At 34.9% G+C, this 17,168-nt stretch carries 13 protein-coding genes; 1 reads left to right on the forward strand and 12 read right to left on the reverse strand.

The genetic code is table 11. The annotated features are described in order from the left end of the window. Nucleotides 1-10: 10 nt before the first annotated feature. The 6 genes from FNW38_RS08860 to aspS form a co-directional block, all read right to left on the reverse strand. Entirely contained in the window at nt 11-1,249 is a 1,239-nt protein-coding gene (locus FNW38_RS08860; protein ID WP_143387183.1) for an NADH-quinone oxidoreductase subunit D, read from the reverse strand. 35 nt (nt 1,250-1,284) lie between these two features. Beyond that, nucleotides 1,285-1,806 (reverse strand): NADH-quinone oxidoreductase subunit C, encoded by a 522-nt coding sequence (locus FNW38_RS08865; RefSeq protein ID WP_144066678.1) that lies wholly within the window; start codon nt 1,804-1,806, stop codon nt 1,285-1,287. Between the two features lie 4 nt (nt 1,807-1,810). After that, nucleotides 1,811-2,359: an NADH-quinone oxidoreductase subunit B gene (locus FNW38_RS08870; protein ID WP_143387185.1), complete on the reverse strand. Its 549-nt coding sequence runs from the start codon at nt 2,357-2,359 to the stop codon at nt 1,811-1,813. Nucleotides 2,360-2,484: 125 nt separating this feature from the next. Further along, nucleotides 2,485-2,850, reverse strand: coding sequence for an NADH-quinone oxidoreductase subunit A (locus FNW38_RS08875; protein WP_143387186.1), 366 nt, complete (start codon nt 2,848-2,850; stop codon nt 2,485-2,487). Between the two features lie 232 nt (nt 2,851-3,082). Further along, nucleotides 3,083-3,277, reverse strand: a complete 195-nt coding sequence (locus tag FNW38_RS08880) for a cold-shock protein (RefSeq protein ID WP_007137066.1) — start codon at nt 3,275-3,277, stop codon at nt 3,083-3,085. A gap of 132 nt (nt 3,278-3,409) precedes the next feature. Next, complete coding sequence (aspS, locus tag FNW38_RS08885; protein WP_143387187.1) at nt 3,410-5,155, reverse strand: aspartate--tRNA ligase; 1,746 nt, start codon at nt 5,153-5,155, stop codon at nt 3,410-3,412. Between the two features lie 228 nt (nt 5,156-5,383). Here aspS and FNW38_RS08890 point away from each other — a divergent pair, with 228 nt between their 5' ends. Then, nucleotides 5,384-5,749, forward strand: coding sequence for a toxin-antitoxin system YwqK family antitoxin (locus FNW38_RS08890; RefSeq protein WP_143387188.1), 366 nt, complete (start codon nt 5,384-5,386; stop codon nt 5,747-5,749). A 175-nt stretch (nt 5,750-5,924) separates the two neighbouring features. On the opposite strand, the gene FNW38_RS08895 is transcribed toward FNW38_RS08890, so the two are convergent. The 6 genes from FNW38_RS08895 to FNW38_RS08920 form a co-directional block, all read right to left on the reverse strand. Next, nucleotides 5,925-6,629, reverse strand: coding sequence for an NUDIX hydrolase (locus FNW38_RS08895; RefSeq protein ID WP_144064810.1), 705 nt, complete (start codon nt 6,627-6,629; stop codon nt 5,925-5,927). Between the two features lie 136 nt (nt 6,630-6,765). Further along, nucleotides 6,766-8,451, reverse strand: coding sequence for a sodium/sugar symporter (locus FNW38_RS08900; protein WP_143387190.1), 1,686 nt, complete (start codon nt 8,449-8,451; stop codon nt 6,766-6,768). A gap of 448 nt (nt 8,452-8,899) precedes the next feature. Further along, nucleotides 8,900-9,916 carry a UDP-glucose 4-epimerase GalE gene (gene galE / locus FNW38_RS08905; RefSeq protein ID WP_143387191.1) on the reverse strand — a complete coding sequence of 339 codons (1,017 nt, stop codon included), beginning with the start codon at nt 9,914-9,916 and terminating at the stop codon, nt 8,900-8,902. Nucleotides 9,917-10,031: 115 nt separating this feature from the next. Next, complete coding sequence (locus FNW38_RS08910) at nt 10,032-12,254, reverse strand: alpha-galactosidase (protein WP_144064809.1); 2,223 nt, start codon at nt 12,252-12,254, stop codon at nt 10,032-10,034. A gap of 93 nt (nt 12,255-12,347) precedes the next feature. Beyond that, nucleotides 12,348-15,482 (reverse strand): glycoside hydrolase family 2 TIM barrel-domain containing protein, encoded by a 3,135-nt coding sequence (locus FNW38_RS08915; protein ID WP_143387193.1) that lies wholly within the window; start codon nt 15,480-15,482, stop codon nt 12,348-12,350. Nucleotides 15,483-15,645: 163 nt separating this feature from the next. Next, complete coding sequence (locus tag FNW38_RS08920; RefSeq protein WP_144064808.1) at nt 15,646-17,163, reverse strand: RagB/SusD family nutrient uptake outer membrane protein; 1,518 nt, start codon at nt 17,161-17,163, stop codon at nt 15,646-15,648. Nucleotides 17,164-17,168 lie beyond the last annotated feature (5 nt).

Below are 17,168 nucleotides of genomic sequence, written 5' to 3' on the forward strand. Positions count from 1 at the left end.
TCAATAACCATTATGCGTCTAATTCTCCGGCAATAACATTTAAACTTGACAAAATAACAATTGCATCTGAAAGCAATGATCCTTTAATCATTTCTGGATACGCTTGATAGTAAATAAAACAAGGCCTACGGAAATGCAATCTATAAGGCGTTCTACTTCCGTCAGTAACTAAATAAAATCCTAACTCCCCGTTCCCTCCTTCTACAGCATGATAAATCTCAGCAACTGGAACAGGAACTTCTCCCATTACAATTTTGAAATGATAAATCAACGATTCCATATTCGTGTAAACAGCTTCTTTCGGAGGAAGATAATAATCCGGAACATCGGCATGGAATTCATTTCCTTCAGGCATTTTGGCTAAAGCTTGACGAATAATACTCAAACTTTCCCAAACTTCGGCATTACGAACACAAAAACGATCGTAAGTATCTCCAGATTTTCCAACAGGAATAATAAAATCGAAATCTTCGTAAGAAGAATATGGTTGCGCTACACGAACATCATAATCAACACCTGCAGCACGTAAATTTGGACCTGTAAATCCGTAAGCCATAGCTTGTTCAGCTGTTATAGCTCCAACATTTACAGTTCTGTCAATAAAAATTCTATTTCTTTCGAATAAGTTTTCAAATTCTTTCCAAGCTGCTGGAAATTCTTCTAAAAACACATCTAATTTTCTAAAAGCTTCTGGTGACCAATCTCTTTCGAAACCACCAATTCTCCCCATATTTGTAGTCAAACGAGCCCCGCAAATTTCTTCGTAGATTTCATATACTTTTTCTCTAAATTGGAAAACATACAAAAATCCGGTATAAGCTCCTGTATCGACACCAAGAATGGAATTACAGATAATATGATCCGTGATTCTTGCCAACTCCATTACAATTACCCTTAAATATTGTGCTCTTTTAGGAACTTCAATATCTAATAATTTCTCTAATGTCATCCACCAACCCATATTGTTTATAGGTGATGAACAATAGTTCAATCTATCAGTAAGAGGTGTGATTTGGTAAAAAGGACGGTTTTCAGCAATTTTTTCGAAAGCTCTGTGAATGTAACCAATAGTTGGTTCTGCTTCCAAAATTCTCTCCCCATCCATCAACAAAATATTTTGAAAAATACCGTGTGTCGCTGGGTGAGTAGGCCCTAAATTCAGAATCGAAAGCTCGCTTCCGTCTTCGTTTAGTTGCTCTTGTATTCTTTTAGCATAGCGATGCTCTGGTGGTAATAATAGTTCTGACATTTAGTTAATGTGAAAAATTATAATAGTGAGTATTTTTAATAATTGTCTGTCGTTCTTCCAAAGAAACGGTCATCTTTATCCGTTCTTCCGCTATCTTCCATTGGAAATTCTTTTCGCATTGGAAAAGAAATCATTTCATCCATATTCAAAATACGTTTCAATTGTGGATGACCAATAAAGTTTATCCCATAAAAATCAAACGTTTCTCTTTCCATCCAATTTGAACTTAAGAAAATGTTTGATATTGTTTTTATTTCCGGGTTTTCACCGTTGATAAATGCCTTGATTTTAATTCTTTTGTTTTCGTACCAATTGTGCAAATGATACACTACCGCAAATTGATGATCAACATCATTGTCAGGATAGTGAATCCCGCACAAATCAGTTAAAAAATGAAACCGTAATGTTGGATCATTTTTCAAAAAAAGAATCACCGCCGTAATTTTATCAGCAGCGACTTCAAATGAAAATATATCTTTTTCCTGCTTGAATTCAAAAACAGCCGAATCAAATGTTTCAACTAATTTCTCTTGGATTTGTGTTGTTTCTAGCGCCATTACTTTATTTGATATTATAAGAAGCTAATAATTCTTGGTATTCAGGAGAACTTCTTCTTCTTACAGATTCAGTTCTAACCAACTCTTGTAATTTCATTACACCATCAACAATTTGCTCTGGTCTTGGAGGACAACCAGGAACATAAACGTCAACCGGGATTACTTTATCAATACCTTGCAAAACAGAGTATGTATCAAAAATTCCACCTGAAGTAGCACAAGCACCAACGGCAATTACCCAACGAGGTTCTGACATTTGTTCGTAAACCTGACGTAAGATTGGTGCCATTTTTTTTGAAATTGTCCCCATTACCATTAGCATATCCGCTTGACGAGGAGAAAAACTCACCCGCTCAGAACCAAAACGCGCTAAATCATAATGCGAAGCCATCGTTGCCATAAACTCGATACCACAACAAGACGTTGCAAAAGGTAAAGGCCACAATGAATTAGCACGAGCCAATCCCACAACATCATTCAGTTTTGTAGCAAAGAAACCTTCACCAACAACACCTTCTGGTGGCTCAACCATATTTATTTTAGAATCGCTCATCTTTGTAAAATTATGAATTACGAATTATGAATTATGAGTTCATAATTTAAATTTAAAAATATTCTTATAAACACTTTAGAAACCGGAATTCTTGTAATTCGTAATTTCTAATTCGTAATTAATTTTTATTCCCACTCTAGCGCTTTCTTTTTGATAATGTAGAAAAAACCTACCAAAAGTAAAAGCATAAAAATCACCATCTTAACCATACCTTCCATTCCCAATTCTTTGAAATTGATTGCCCATGGGTAAAGAAAAATTACCTCAACATCAAACAAAACAAATAGTATAGCTACAAGAAAATATTTTACTGAAAATGGAATTCTTGCGTTACCCACAGATTCGATACCGCATTCGAAATTTTTATCTTTGATTTCAGATGATCTTTTAGGACCTAATTTTCCTGAAACCAATATAGTACCTACAACAAATCCTACAGCCAAAATGAACTGCATTAAAATTGGGATATAATTTAATTGATCGGATTGCATATTATCGTTGTTTTTGAATAAAAATAAGCCACAAAGATAGGTTTCAAGGATTTAAAACACAAGTTTAAAGCAAAATTTAGTTTCTATGAAAATACGATTTTCTTGTTATTTTTAACGATTATAAATAATTTCGTATTTAAGACGTCGTTTTTTCATTATACTGCAAAAAAAAACGTTCCGATATAATCGGAACGTTTTAAACATTCGTAGGCAAAAAAATAAATTTTTATGCTTAGATCACTGCTACTTTCGCAGCAACTTTTCCTTTTCTTCCTTCTTCTTCTTCATAGCTAACTCTGTCACCTTCGCGCAATTCTTCCGCGTTGATTCCTGATGCATGAACAAAAATGTCTTTTCCTGTTTCTTCGTCTGTAATGAATCCGTAACCTTTAGATTCATTGAAAAATTTAACTGTACCTGTACGCATTGTAATAGTAATAATAATTTATAATAGAGCAAATGTAATATTTAATATAATACGAAATACTATCTTCTGTTTTTATTTTGTAAAAATATTGATATTCAACGTTTTCAAACAAATTTAAACGACAAACTGCATTTAGTCAATTTTAATATGCAACTCTTTTAATTGCGATTCATCAATTGTAGATGGTGCGTCAATCATAACATCTCTACCTGAATTATTTTTGGGAAAAGCAATGAAATCACGAATGGTTTCCTGCCCACCAAGAATCGCTACTAATCGATCCAATCCAAAAGCTAAACCTCCGTGTGGCGGCGCACCAAACTGGAAAGCATCCATCAGAAATCCGAATTGTGCTTTAGCTTCCTCCTCAGTGAAACCTAAATATTTAAACATCAATTGTTGCGTAGCTTTATCGTGAATACGGATCGATCCACCGCCAATTTCATTACCATTCAAAACCATATCATAGGCATTGGCACGAACTTTCCCTGGATTTGTCTCCAATAAATGCATATCTTCCGGCTTAGGAGATGTAAAAGGATGATGCATCGCATGGTAACGACCGCTTTCTTCATCAAATTCCAATAATGGAAAATCAACAACCCAAAGTGGTGCAAATTCTGTTGGTTTTCTTAATCCCAAACGACTTGCCAATTCCATACGCAAAGCGCTTAACTGTCCGCGCGTTTTATCCGCAGGTCCAGAAAGCACAAAAATCATATCACCCGGCTGCGCTCCTGTAGTTTTTGCCCAATGGCGCAAATCATTTTGATCATAGAATTTATCTACGGATGATTTATAGGTTCCATCTTCGTTGCATTTTACATACACCATTCCCGACGCACCAACCTGAGGCCGTTTTACCCAATCAATCAAAGCGTCAATTTCTTTACGAGTATAATTTCCAACTCCGGGAGCAGCAATACCCACTACTAATTCCGCAGCATTAAAAACCGGAAATTCTTTGCTTTTAGCTACTTCGTTTAACTCGCCGAATTCCATCCCAAAACGAATGTCCGGTTTGTCATTTCCGTATGTTTTCATAGCATGCTCGTAGGTCATTCTTGGAAATTTCTCTACTTCGATACCTTTTATTTCTTTCAATAAATGTCTTGTCAATCCTTCGAAAACATTCAAAATATCCTCCTGCTCCACGAAAGCCATTTCGCAATCTATTTGTGTAAATTCCGGCTGTCTGTCTGCACGTAAATCTTCATCACGGAAACATTTCACAATTTGGAAATATTTATCCATTCCACCCACCATCAACAGCTGTTTAAAAGTCTGAGGCGATTGTGGCAAAGCGTAAAACTGTCCTTCATTCATTCGAGAAGGAACAACAAAATCTCTGGCTCCTTCTGGAGTAGACTTAATCAAATAAGGTGTTTCTACCTCGCAAAAATCTAAATCTGAAAGATACTTGCGCACTTCCATGGCTACTTTATGACGAAAAAGCAAACTGTTTTTCACAGGATTTCTTCTAATGTCAAGGTAACGATATTTCATTCGGATGTCTTCTCCTCCATCTGTTTCATCTTCAATAGTGAAAGGAGGTGTAAGCGAAGCATTAAGAATATTCAATTCTGAAACTAAAATTTCTATTTCGCCTGTAGGAATATTTTTATTTTTTGCTTCCCGCTCGATAACAGTTCCTTTTATTTGAATTACGAATTCACGACCCAAAGTTTTAGCCGCTTCAAATACTTCTTTTTGAGAACGACCTTCGTCAAAAATCAATTGCGTAATTCCATAACGGTCACGTAAATCAACCCAATTCATAAATCCTTTATCCCTTGATTTCTGAACCCAACCAGCAAGTGTAACTTCAGTATTAATATGTGAGGCGTTCAATTCGCCACAATTATGACTTCTATACATGATCCAAATTTTAGATTATTTCGCCCTTTGGGCTCGGGTGCAAATTTAGGACTAATTATGAATAATGGATTGAGAATAGTGAATTTTTACACTATTGTTTTTTATCTCAATTTATTTTCCAATGTTAAGTTTTTGCCTAATGTTACTAAATTGTTATGTAAAAGTTTTTTTAATGTAAATTAATAAGTAAATTTGACATATAAATACAAAACATTAACAACTCAAGATATGAAAAAGTGTATTATTTTAGTAGCAATACTGTTCTCAGGGATGATTTTTGCACAAGAAGCAAAACCAGTATTAGAACCTTTTGGCAAAAAGATTAAAGCGACTTACTTTTTTGAAAACGGTCAAGTGCAGCAAGAAGGTTTTTTTGAAAATGGAAAATTAGAAGGAGTTTGGGTTTCTTTTGATGAGAAAGGAAACAAAACTTCGTCCGGTGAATATGAAAATGGTCTTAAAACCGGAAAATGGTTTTTTTGGTCTCAAAACAATGACACTGGCATTAATAATCTAAGTGAAGTTGATTATTCCAATAATAGAATAGCTTCCATTAAAAACTGGAAACAAGACGCATTGGTCGACAGAGACTAAGGATTAATCCATTAATATTAAAAAGCTTTCGCCTAAAACGAAAGCTTTTTTTATTATAGTCCTTTTTGTTTTTTCAACCATCCCAAATTACAAAACCGGTTACAGGCAAAGCAGCCATAAAACCAATTGTAAAATAGACAGTCATTTATTTCATAATTACAAATAGCACAAGACATTATTCGTTAATATATTGACTGGGAACAAAATTCAAAAAGGTTTTAAAACCAGCGCTATATTTTTTTAAATTTACGGTGTAATAAAAGGCTCCTTTTTTTGAACTGAGCTTGTCCTTATCTTCCAACTTTTCTAACAATTTAGTAGACAACAACTTTCGGTTGAAATTCCCTTTGTCAAATTCCATATTATAAACAGCCTCATAAAGGCTTTGCAATTGCGGCATGGTAAACTTATCCGGCAACAATTCGAATAAAAGCGGATGTAGCGCCGCTCTGTACCGTAGCTTTTCTTTGGCCAATTCAACAATAGCAGAATGGTCAAAAATTAATTCGGGTAACTGATTAATAGGAAACCAAACCGGATGATAATCCTCACTAATCTGCTGATTGTATTTATGAATATCTATTAATGCAAAATAGGCAATGGATATGGTTCTTTCAACGCTATCTCTATTTGGCTCTGTAAAACAATGCAACTGTTCCATATACACCCCATCCAGACCTGTAAGATCTTTAAGAACCCGAACCGCAGCATCGTCAGCACTTTCGTCATCACTTACAAACCCTCCTACTAAACTCCAATTCCCTTTAAAAGATTCAAAATTTCTTTTTATAACCAACAATTTTAACTCTTGTCCATCATATCCAAAGATGATACAATCGACTGCAAATAAAAATCGTTTTTGTTGAGAATAATGCGACATACTTACGAAAGGTGTATTAAAATCAAATGCCCTTTAGTTAAGTTTTTCCAGCTAAATAATTGCTGACTACTTCTAACTAAACGGCATTGATTCAGATTATTTTAAGGTCTCCAAAACTTGATGTTAAAAAATAATGCTACCAAAATTTAGCATACAAAGCAAAAATAATCAGTAGTGTTATTACTATCAATACTGTTGTTTGAGGTTTTACCTTGAACATTTCAGTATCTAACTCAAAGGCTTTTGGATTCACTTTTGGCCCAGCAAAACTCACTGCAATCATAATAAGCATGGTAAACATAAATGACAACCCCATACAGATGTGAAATGGTATTTCATATCCGCCTTTTCCATTCGTATAAGCCGTGTATAATAATGTTTCATTTCCAAATAGTGCTGGTGCAAATTCGTTAAACAAAACCGACAATAAGAAACCGGAGATTACCCCTATTATTGCAGCAGTTCCTGTAGTTCTTTTCCAGAACATTCCAAGGAAAAACATGGCAAATACACCCGGACTAATAAAACCTGTATATTTTTGAATATAGGTAAAACCACCCACACCACCAATTCCAAGTACATCATTCCAAGTAAATAAAACAGCAAGGAGCATGGCTGCAAAAACAGCATATCTTCCTATGTTCACCTGACCTCTATCAGTAGCATCTTTTTGGATGTATTTTTTGTGCACATCCAGAGTATAAATAGTAGAAATACTATTTACTTTACCCGCTAACGATGCAACAATCGCAGCAGTTAAAGCTGCAACTGACAATCCTTTTAAACCTGTTGGAAGGAAAGTTAACACTGCAGAATAAGCACCATCTTTACCACCTACCAATTGAGGTAAATGCCCATTCTCATATAAAACATAAGCAGCAATACCAGGTAACATAACAATAAGTGGCATTAATAATTTTAAAATCCCCGCAAACAAAATACCGGTACGGGCAGTTTGTAAATCCGCTCCTAATGCTCTTTGGGTAATGTATTGGTTACAACCCCAATAATTAAGATTAATAATCCAAATACCAGCCAAGTAAGACATCATTCCTGGGAAAGTAAGATACTTATTAATATCATTTTGAGAAGAAGTCGCAGTGGGTTCCGGGATAATCATTTTGAAATGCTCCGGAGCTTCTCTCATCAATACTTTGAAACCTGCTATAGCATTTTCGCCAACACCAAAATATTGTCCAACAGTAGTCAAAGCAATGTAAGACGTAACCAGTCCACCAATTATTAAAACAGCAACCTGAATTACATCCGTATAAGCAACCACTTTCATACCTCCTAAAGAGATCACTAAAGCAAAAACGGCAAGCCCGATCATAATAGCATGTAAGTATTCACCACCAGCCAATCCATTAATGGCTACAGCACCTAAATATAAAATAGAAGTCAGGTTAACAAATACATATAAGAACAACCAGAAAACGGCCATAATTAAAGCAGTTGATTCGTTATACCTTGTTTTCAAAAATTGAGGCATCGTGTAAATCTTGTTTTTTAAATAAACAGGAATAAACCAAACGGCTACAATAATCAAAGCAATGGCAGCAATCCACTCATAAGCAGCAACTGCAATTCCTAAAAAGAATCCTTCTCCACTCATTCCAATAAACTGTTCTGCAGAAATATTAGAGGCAATCAATGAGGCGCCAATAGCCCACCATGTCAGTGTTCCTTCTGCCAGAAAATAAGCTTTGGCATCGTGTTCGTTTTTTTCGCGTTTGCGATAAACGGTATATCCATAAGTGGACACCACGATAAAATAGATAATAAATACTGCGTAATCTGCGAAGGCAAGGTTCTGGTTCATGAGTAAATAGTTTATTAATAGTATTAAAAATAGATTGCATTGGTATATATTATTTATGAAGTAAAAAGATTCTAATTACAGAATCAATTATTATACATTAATAATACTTGATTAATCTTTAATTTTTTTCAAATATATTATTATTTGTTAAATTGACAATTATTTTATTAGGATTATTTTTTATTGTTCATTATTTTAATGAATGCTATAAAAAAAGCAGTTTCAATTGCTATATGTTTTTCTTTACATTCCATTGCTTAATTTAAATATAGTTCATCTCATCTCGAAAAACGGGACTAATTATTACAGAAAATGCAATGATCAGCCAATACTCTTTATTTATCTTAAGATTTAAGATGTAGGGCGTTATTTTACTATCAAAACACTTTATCAGGAAATAATATCCCTTTCTGATTCACTAATCCACTTCAAGTCACCAACTTCTTTGTTATTTACCTCTAACTTTCTGCTCCCATTTCCAAGCACTTGCTATCCCTTCTTCCAAAGTTGATTCTGTTTTCCATCCAAGAATGTTATTTGCTTTTTCGGTATTGGCATAAGCCGAAATAACGTCACCTTCTCTTCTATCAACAATTTTGTATGGTAATTTTTGCCCACTGGCTTTTTCGAAAGCTGTAATCACTTCCAAAACAGAACTTCCCGTACCGGTTCCCAAATTAAAAGTTTCTATCTTATCTAAATTCTTTTTATTTACTAATCGTTGCAAAGCAATAACATGCGCTCTTGCTAAGTCTACAACATGAATATAATCCCGTACACAAGTCCCATCAGGCGTTGGATAATCATCCCCGTAAATCGATAGTTCTTTCCGCAAACCAATTCCGGTTTGGGTAATAAAGGGTACTAAATTTTGTGGTACTCCAATAGGTAATTCCCCAATTTCCGTCGATGGATGTGAGCCAATAGGATTAAAATAACGCAACAAAATAGCCTTTATACCACTTACTTTAGCAACATCAGCTATAATTTCTTCGCCAATTTGTTTGGTATTCCCATAAGGCGACATCGCTGGTTGAATTGCTGCCGATTCAGTAATAGGCATTGTTTCGGCTTGGCCATAAACGGTGCAAGAGGAGCTAAAAATAAAATGAGCCTCTGGTTTTTGTTGCAATTCCTGAAGTAAATAGATTAAAGTATTAATATTATTTTCATAATACAACAAAGGATCTTTTACACTCTCACCAACCGCTTTAGAAGCCGCAAAATGGATTACACCAGCAACATCAGAATGTCTTTTGAAAAAATCCTGAACCGCTGTTTTCTCTCTCAAATCCAGCTTTTCAAAAACAGGTGTTTTACCCGTTATAGCGACAATTCCCTTTAAAACTTCTTCAGACGAATTAGAAAGATTATCGATAATTACAACTTCGAAACCTTCATTTTGTAATTCAACTACAGTATGCGAACCTATAAAGCCTAAGCCGCCTGTAACTAGTATTTTCATAATTTATTTTTTATAATGTATTTGACTTCCGATGTTATTATTATGAATTGATTTTCAAAAAATCTATTCATTCTATAAAGCAAATATTTTTTATCTTTTCTACTTTTTGGTTGCCTTATTTCAATTCAGTAATTTCAAGAATAACGCTAGTTCTTTGCAAAGTAACATTAGGATTAACACCAACTTTCATAAGAAAATCTCCCGTATATACCTTCTCCGAAGAGATCGATGATTTAGTCCCCGGATACAAGTTAATTTCCTTAACAGTGTATTTTTTATTTGGATCCAATCCATCCAAAACAACAGGTCTTTGTGTTGCGGTTATCTTGAAGCGGTTATTTACCAAATAATTAAAAACAATCGCTTTACTCTTGTCTGGATTAACATACATAAGTGCCGAGATATCATTTTCATGGGGATTTATTAAACGATACAAATCGCCATGCCATACAATATCTTTAAAAGAATTATAATTAGCAATTGCCTGTTTGCAGAATAATTTATCCTTTTCATTTAAATGACTTACTACTATATCAAAACCTAATTTTCCCATACTCGCCACGTCAATTCTAAACTTTAGTGGTTGTTTCCCCCAGTCAGTAACGTGGTTATCGGTAGCGATAGCAGGAAAAAAATAAGAATAATCCCATTGCATAAATATTCTTTCCACGGGCTCAGTATCATCACTTGGCCAAAATTCCGTAAAATATTTAAGTAATTCATAATCCCCGCGACCACCCCCGCCAGAACACAACATCATAGGCACTTTAGGATATTTGGCACGAATTCTCTCCAACACTTTATACAAACCTCTTACATAATCTATATATAAATTAGATTGAGGAATTCCTTTTTTGTTAAGATATGCCGAATACGCATTGTAAATAACTGCATTGCAATCCCATTTTATAAAAGCTAATTCGGGATTTTTGGTAAACAGATTGTCTACAATTCCAAATACAAAATCCTGTACTTCTGGATTAGACAAATCCAGTACTAGCTGATTGCGATAATAAACTTCAGGTCTCTCAGGTTGTCGGATAACCCAATCAAGATGTTTTTCGTATAATTCACTTTTTGGGTTTACCATTTCGGGTTCAATCCAAATCCCAAACTTAATCCCTTCTTTTTTTGCTTCTTTCACCAAATAACCCAAGCCATGCGGCAACTTTTTGACATTTTCTTGCCAGTCACCAAGACCAGCTTTGTCATCATTTCGAGGATGTTTATTGCCAAACCACCCATCGTCTAATAAGAACATATCGACTCCTAAGTCTTTTGCATCCTTAAATAATGAAGTTATTTTGTTTTCATCAAAATCAAAATAGGTAGCTTCCCAATTGTTCAATAAAGTAAGTCGCTCTCCTTGACCATCTAACAATCGGTATTTTCGAGCCCAATCATGAAGGTTTCGGCTCGCTTCCCCTGTACCATGATTAGACAATGCATATATTAAAGATGGCGTTTTAAAAATTTGATTTGCCGGCAGTAAATATTCTGAGGCATACGGATTAATTCCTGCGATAAGGCGAAGATTTTTGTAAGAGTCTATTTCAAAATCCAGTTTAAAATTGCTACTCCAAGCAAGTTGACCTAACAAAACTGTCCCCTCATTTTCGGAAGCGGGTCTACCAAACGACACTATGAAATTTGGCGTTTGCAAAAGCATAGCTCTTGTTCCCAGTTTAGAATCTACGGTTCTTATGCCTTGCAAAAGTTTTGATTCAACGGGCTGCATTTCCTTTAAATATTCCCCTTGAAAACTGGTAAGATAAAAGTCTTTATTGGTAAAATATAAATTAGCAGAAGCAAATTTTTGTAACAAAACAGGTTCCTTTTCACTGTGTTTTATCTCAGTCCATTGTTCGATTATATTTTCTTTTGTCCAAACTTTATAGTACAAAGTAACTTCAAAAGGATAAAGTGAATCCTTTAAAACAATACTTGTAAGAGAAGAGTTTTCGTCGATTTTTTCTTTTTTATGACTAACATATTTCAGTTCTAACGAAGGGTTTCCATCGGTATGTTTGACTTGAATAGCAGGTTCAGAAAAATTCCATGTTCCTGCAGGTGTATAGGTTGCATTATAAATTCCCGCATTCTCGTCTTTAAAATTATAACCATCTGAAACAGCGGGATATTCACTGACATTTTCAAGAGGTTTACCAAAATAAATAGTCCTCAATCGGTTGTCATCATCCGTTTGTAACAACATAAGATTACTATCGGTTGCAATAGGAATAGTCACTTTCTGAGCTGACAGATTAATGACACTTATCATAAAATATAAAGTGAACATATATTTTTTATTAAAATAGGATTCTAGTTTTTCTTTCATAATTCTTGTTCTAAATGTCATCATCTTTATCGGGTATACAATTTTCATGACTCTTCATGCATTCCAAAAACGTCATGGGTTTTTATAACTATTTTATTTCTTTTTAGGTTTAATAACAAAACCATAACTATATTCTTTGTTCTTCAATTGATATTGTTCATGCGGTAAAGCTCCCCAACTATTATCCCCACCAACGCCTCTTTGGGCTAAATCAACACAAACTATAACCTCCTTACGAGGAGTGATATCACTGGTGTGACGGTATTTTTTTGTTAAACCTGGATCAAAATCTTCAGGGTAATTATGTAGCGCACTTACACCTAAAGGCTGTAACCCTTCTATTTCAATCCCATTCCCTGAACTATTTGTAAGTGTCAACCAACGAACATCTGTTTTATATCCATTTTCTTGAGGACGTGTATAGGGTACATATTGATCGGCAACTTTACTTTGGTAAATTCCCTTCAAAGAAGATGTATTTCTATCCTGATAGTTTTCCCAAGGTCCTCTTCCATAATAACTGAAATTATCTAATTCTTTCTTGAGAGAGAATATCATCCCAAAACGAGGCATTTCAGATAATGGATTGTTCCCTGCCTTGAATGAATTTAACATCGTTAAACTTCCATCTGAATTCATAGTATAAATAATCGTATAAATAGACGCTACATCACTTAAGAAAAGGTTAGCTACAATACTTGTTTTTCCAGACTCTTCTTTGACCTCAATAGTGTTCAAACTACTAACTCTTCCTACAGTTCTCCATACATTACTTGCCACCTGCATATTATTTCCAAAGTCATTATCAGTTGGTGCGCGCCAAAAATTAGGAACCGGTAATTGATTAAAAAAACGTTCTCCGTTGGATTTGTAATCTTGAATCAAACCTGTATTCTTGTTTATTGTCACTTCAACACCAGACGCACTAAGCGTGATAACATCTTTAGTTTCTTTAACAATAGGGCTTGTCCCTTTTGCTGCTGCTTTAACAAAGTATTTACTCTCACTAATTGAAAACTGTTCTCGGGCTACTTCAAAATTTTGAGGTAAAACTTCGGTCCCATCTTTTGTGTAGGCATAAACATTCAAAAGATATTCAACTCCGTCTTTTGATGATAATTTTGGTAATTCAAGTTGTACTTGTTTCTTGGATTGTGGTTCAAGACGTATATCAACAGTATCAGTCTTGATAACCAACCCATTTTCCAAAACCTCATATTTGAAAAGGTATTTATCAAGATTTGTATATCCAAATCCGTTTTCCACCTGAATAATTCCTTGTTTCAAATCAACCCCTGTGAACAGAATATCCTGATACACTTTTTTTACTTCGAAAGCACCTGGGTGCGGCGTACGGTCGGGCCAAACTAATCCATTATGACAGAAATTTTCATCGTTGGTGTAATTTTGGCTTCCCATATCTCCACCATACGACCAATATTTGCGTCCTACTTCATCTGTCATCTCAAATCCCTGATCTACCCAATCCCAGATAAATCCTCCCTGCATGTTATTGCTGCTGCGAATAATATCCCAGTATTCCTGAAAATTACCACTACTATTCCCCATAGCATGGGAGTATTCACACATAATAAACGGACGTTTCACCTCTTTGCGTTTAGCATACTCTCTCATATAATCCATACTAGGATACATAGGGCAAACTACATCGGTATTTTCTTCTTCACCAGCTTGCTCAAATTGAACCAATCGAGTTTTATCTCTGTTTTTTATCCAATTATAAGCCTCTTGAAAAACAGGTCCGTTTCCACACTCATTACCCAAAGACCAAAGAATTACAGAAGGTTGGTTTTTATCTCGCTCTACCAAACTGTAAATACGATCCAAATGTGCTGCTTTCCACTCTGGCAGATAAGCAGGATGTTTTGTTTTATCAAAGGAACCTTGCAATTCAGCACCCATACCATGAGTTTCAATATTAGCCTCGTCTACCAAAAATAAACCATATTGATTACATAATTTAACCCATTCAAGGTTAGATGGATAATGACTACTTCGTACCGCATTGATGTTTAATTGCTTCATCATGCGAATGTCTTTCATCATGGTTTCTTTATTTTGATAATGACCCGTTTTAGGATTATGTTCATGAATATTTACACCATGAACCATGATTCGAATACCGTTAACCAATAATTGTCCGTTCATCAATTCTACTTTTCGGAAACCGATTTGCGTAGAAACCGTTTCAAGAAACTTTCCGTTTTCATCCTTTAGCGTAAGCAATAAAGTATATAAATAAGGATTTTCGTTGCTCCATAAACGAGGTGAATCTACTTTTTGATTAAAGTTAGTTGATTCAATTGAATTTGCTTTTAAATTTATTTTTATCGTTTTTGTAAAAACTTCCTTTCCCGTTGCATCCACTAATTTAGCTTCTACAGTTTGGTTATTTTTTGCAACCTTGTTCATGTTCTTAACTTTAACATCAACAGACAAACTTCCGTTTTTATAAGAATCGTCAAGATCAGGACGTGCAAAGAAATCTGCAATACGGGTATTAGCCGTACTATAAAGATAAACGTCGCGATCGATCCCTGACAAACGCCAAAAATCCTGATCTTCCAAGTAAGAACCATCACTCCAACGATACACCTCAACAGCAACCTGATTTTTACCGGCTTTTACGTACTTCGTTATATCAAACTCCGTTGGACTTTTCGTATTTTCACTATACCCTACTTTTTCTCCATTTACCCAAATATACATCGCTGAAGTTCCTGCTTCAAAATGAAGGTAAACACGACGTCCGTTCCAATTTTCTGGCAACTCGAAAGCACGTCGGTAAGACCCTACTGGATTATCTGCATGATCAATGAACGGTGGATTTTTAACAAATGGATAGATTATATTAGTGTAAATAGGAATTCCATACCCGCCTAATTCCCAGTTTGAAGGCACGGAAATTTCTTTCCAGTTGGTTGTATTAAAATCTGTTTTGAAGAAGTCTTTCGGACGTTGATCAGGCGTAGATGCCCAATTAAATTTCCATTTTCCGTCTAAAGTTAGAAACCAAGGAGAACGAGTATAATCATCCGCAATAGCAGATGATTCATCGGCATAAGGTAAAAATGCCGCTCTTGCAGGCTCTCTATTAATCTGAAATATTGCTGGATTTTCCCAATCGTTAGTCGTTGGTTTTTCTTGTGCGCATACAACCAAAGAAATAATTGTAAAAATGCAGGATAAAATTGTTACTTTTTTCATGTATAATGAATTTTTAGGATCGGATTACTTTTATCAGATAAACATTAAAAGAGATCGGATGTTTATAAGAGATGACAAATGATTAATTTACTATAATATAGCTTATTAACCATTTGTCAAATTCTTATTTTAATCTTTTATTAATTAAAATGTATAACCCATATTACCAGTTGGCATTTTGTGTCATTTTTGGGTTATTATTTAACTCACTTTCCGGAATAGGAAAGTAGTTGTATTTAGCCGAGTAATTAAGATACCCCCCAACTTGACTTTCTTTGATTACTTTTTCTAAAGTACCCCATCTTCTTAAATCATACCAATGAATACCCTCACGAGCAAATTCAACATTTCTTTGATGCATAATCTCATCCATCATTTGAGCTTGATTCCATGCGATCATTGTGATATTAGCTAACTTCGCTCTGTCTCTTATTCTTTTAACTAAAGGAATAGCTTCAAGTACTTTTCCTTGCATCGTTTTGGCTTCAGCAAGCATTAAAAGTACATCAGCATAACGCATTGCATATTCGTTCAATTCTGATTTCCAATCTCCTTCATCGTTATTCCACCAGTTTTGATTTTTTCTTATCCAGATATCAGTCGCCTTAAACTTAGATGTGAAATTATAATTATAATAAACACAACCCGGATAATCCCATGCCAAAGTAGCAAGAGCTCTAGGATCAAAACTACCATCCGTGGTTTTCTCTTTGGTCATAGCGTCTAATAATTTTTTTGAAGGCAACAACTCAAACCATCCTCCAACTTCTCCTGGCGCTAATTCTTGAGCCATAGTTGTTGCTCTTGTTCTTTCTGATGGATTTCCACCCCAAATAGTAGCACCACCTTGTCTGCTGAACTGAATTTCAAACACTGATTCCTTGCTATTTTCATGTTTACCATCAAATAATTGTGCGTAATCGTCCAAAAGACCAAACCCATTTGCGGTTTCGTTATTTACCAGCTTAGAAAATTGCTCTTCGGCTTTAGCCCAATCTTTTAAATATAAATACGATTTTCCAAGGTAAGCGATTGCCGTATTTTTCGTTACTCTACCTTTTAAAGCTGAAGGATAGATCTCAGGTAGAGGACTTGTTGCCGCCGCTTGAAAATCTGCAATTATCTGTTTCCACACTTCTTCTTCCGTTGATTTTTCTTTAAAATAATCTGCCGATTCTTCTACTAAATCTGTAAAAATTGGAACACTACCAAATTCATTTACTAAATTAAAATAATTCAATCCTCTAAGAAAAGTAGCTTCAGCAACGATTTGTGCTCTTTTTGTTTCATCAATATTTTTGATTTGAGGCGCATAATTGATTACTTGATTCGCACGAAATATACCAATATACATCGCTTTATACATACCGGTAGTCTCACTTGTACTAGGTGTATTTTTATAGCTAGAAACTGCATAACGCCCAGGCACATCATTTCTTGCAACAAAATTTTCTGTTCTGTTTTCTTTCAACTGCATCGCTTGTATTTCCCAATAACCCGCGTTATTGTTGTCTACTAAAACATTGTAAACAGTCGCTAATCCAGACTCCAAATCCTCAGGAGTTTGCCAGAAAGAACCGGTTGTTACTTTACTAGGGTTTTGTAATTCGAGGTTATCGGAACAAGAACTTAGCAAAGCTAGTCCTCCCATAAAATATAATATAATTAATTTCTTTTTCATTTTTC

The sequence above is a fragment of the Flavobacterium gawalongense genome, assembly GCF_007097265.1.
In the GTDB taxonomy this organism is placed as follows: Bacteria; Bacteroidota; Bacteroidia; order Flavobacteriales; family Flavobacteriaceae; genus Flavobacterium; species Flavobacterium gawalongense.

Coding starts and splice junctions, on each gene's coding strand:
- FNW38_RS08875 (WP_143387186.1), bottom strand. CDS start 2,850: ATGCAATCCGATCAATTAAATTATATCCCAATTTTAATGCAGTTCATT.
- FNW38_RS08895 (WP_144064810.1), bottom strand. CDS start 6,629: ATGTCGCATTATTCTCAACAAAAACGATTTTTATTTGCAGTCGATTGT.
- FNW38_RS08910 (WP_144064809.1), bottom strand. CDS start 12,254: ATGAAAGAAAAACTAGAATCCTATTTTAATAAAAAATATATGTTCACT.
- FNW38_RS08870 (WP_143387185.1), bottom strand. CDS start 2,359: ATGAGCGATTCTAAAATAAATATGGTTGAGCCACCAGAAGGTGTTGTT.
- FNW38_RS08865 (WP_144066678.1), bottom strand. CDS start 1,806: ATGGCGCTAGAAACAACACAAATCCAAGAGAAATTAGTTGAAACATTT.
- FNW38_RS08890 (WP_143387188.1), top strand. CDS start 5,384: ATGAAAAAGTGTATTATTTTAGTAGCAATACTGTTCTCAGGGATGATT.
- FNW38_RS08915 (WP_143387193.1), bottom strand. CDS start 15,482: ATGAAAAAAGTAACAATTTTATCCTGCATTTTTACAATTATTTCTTTG.
- FNW38_RS08880 (WP_007137066.1), bottom strand. CDS start 3,277: ATGCGTACAGGTACAGTTAAATTTTTCAATGAATCTAAAGGTTACGGA.
- aspS (WP_143387187.1), bottom strand. CDS start 5,155: ATGTATAGAAGTCATAATTGTGGCGAATTGAACGCCTCACATATTAAT.
- FNW38_RS08920 (WP_144064808.1), bottom strand. CDS start 17,163: ATGAAAAAGAAATTAATTATATTATATTTTATGGGAGGACTAGCTTTG.
- FNW38_RS08860 (WP_143387183.1), bottom strand. CDS start 1,249: ATGTCAGAACTATTATTACCACCAGAGCATCGCTATGCTAAAAGAATA.
- FNW38_RS08900 (WP_143387190.1), bottom strand. CDS start 8,451: ATGAACCAGAACCTTGCCTTCGCAGATTACGCAGTATTTATTATCTAT.
- galE (WP_143387191.1), bottom strand. CDS start 9,916: ATGAAAATACTAGTTACAGGCGGCTTAGGCTTTATAGGTTCGCATACT.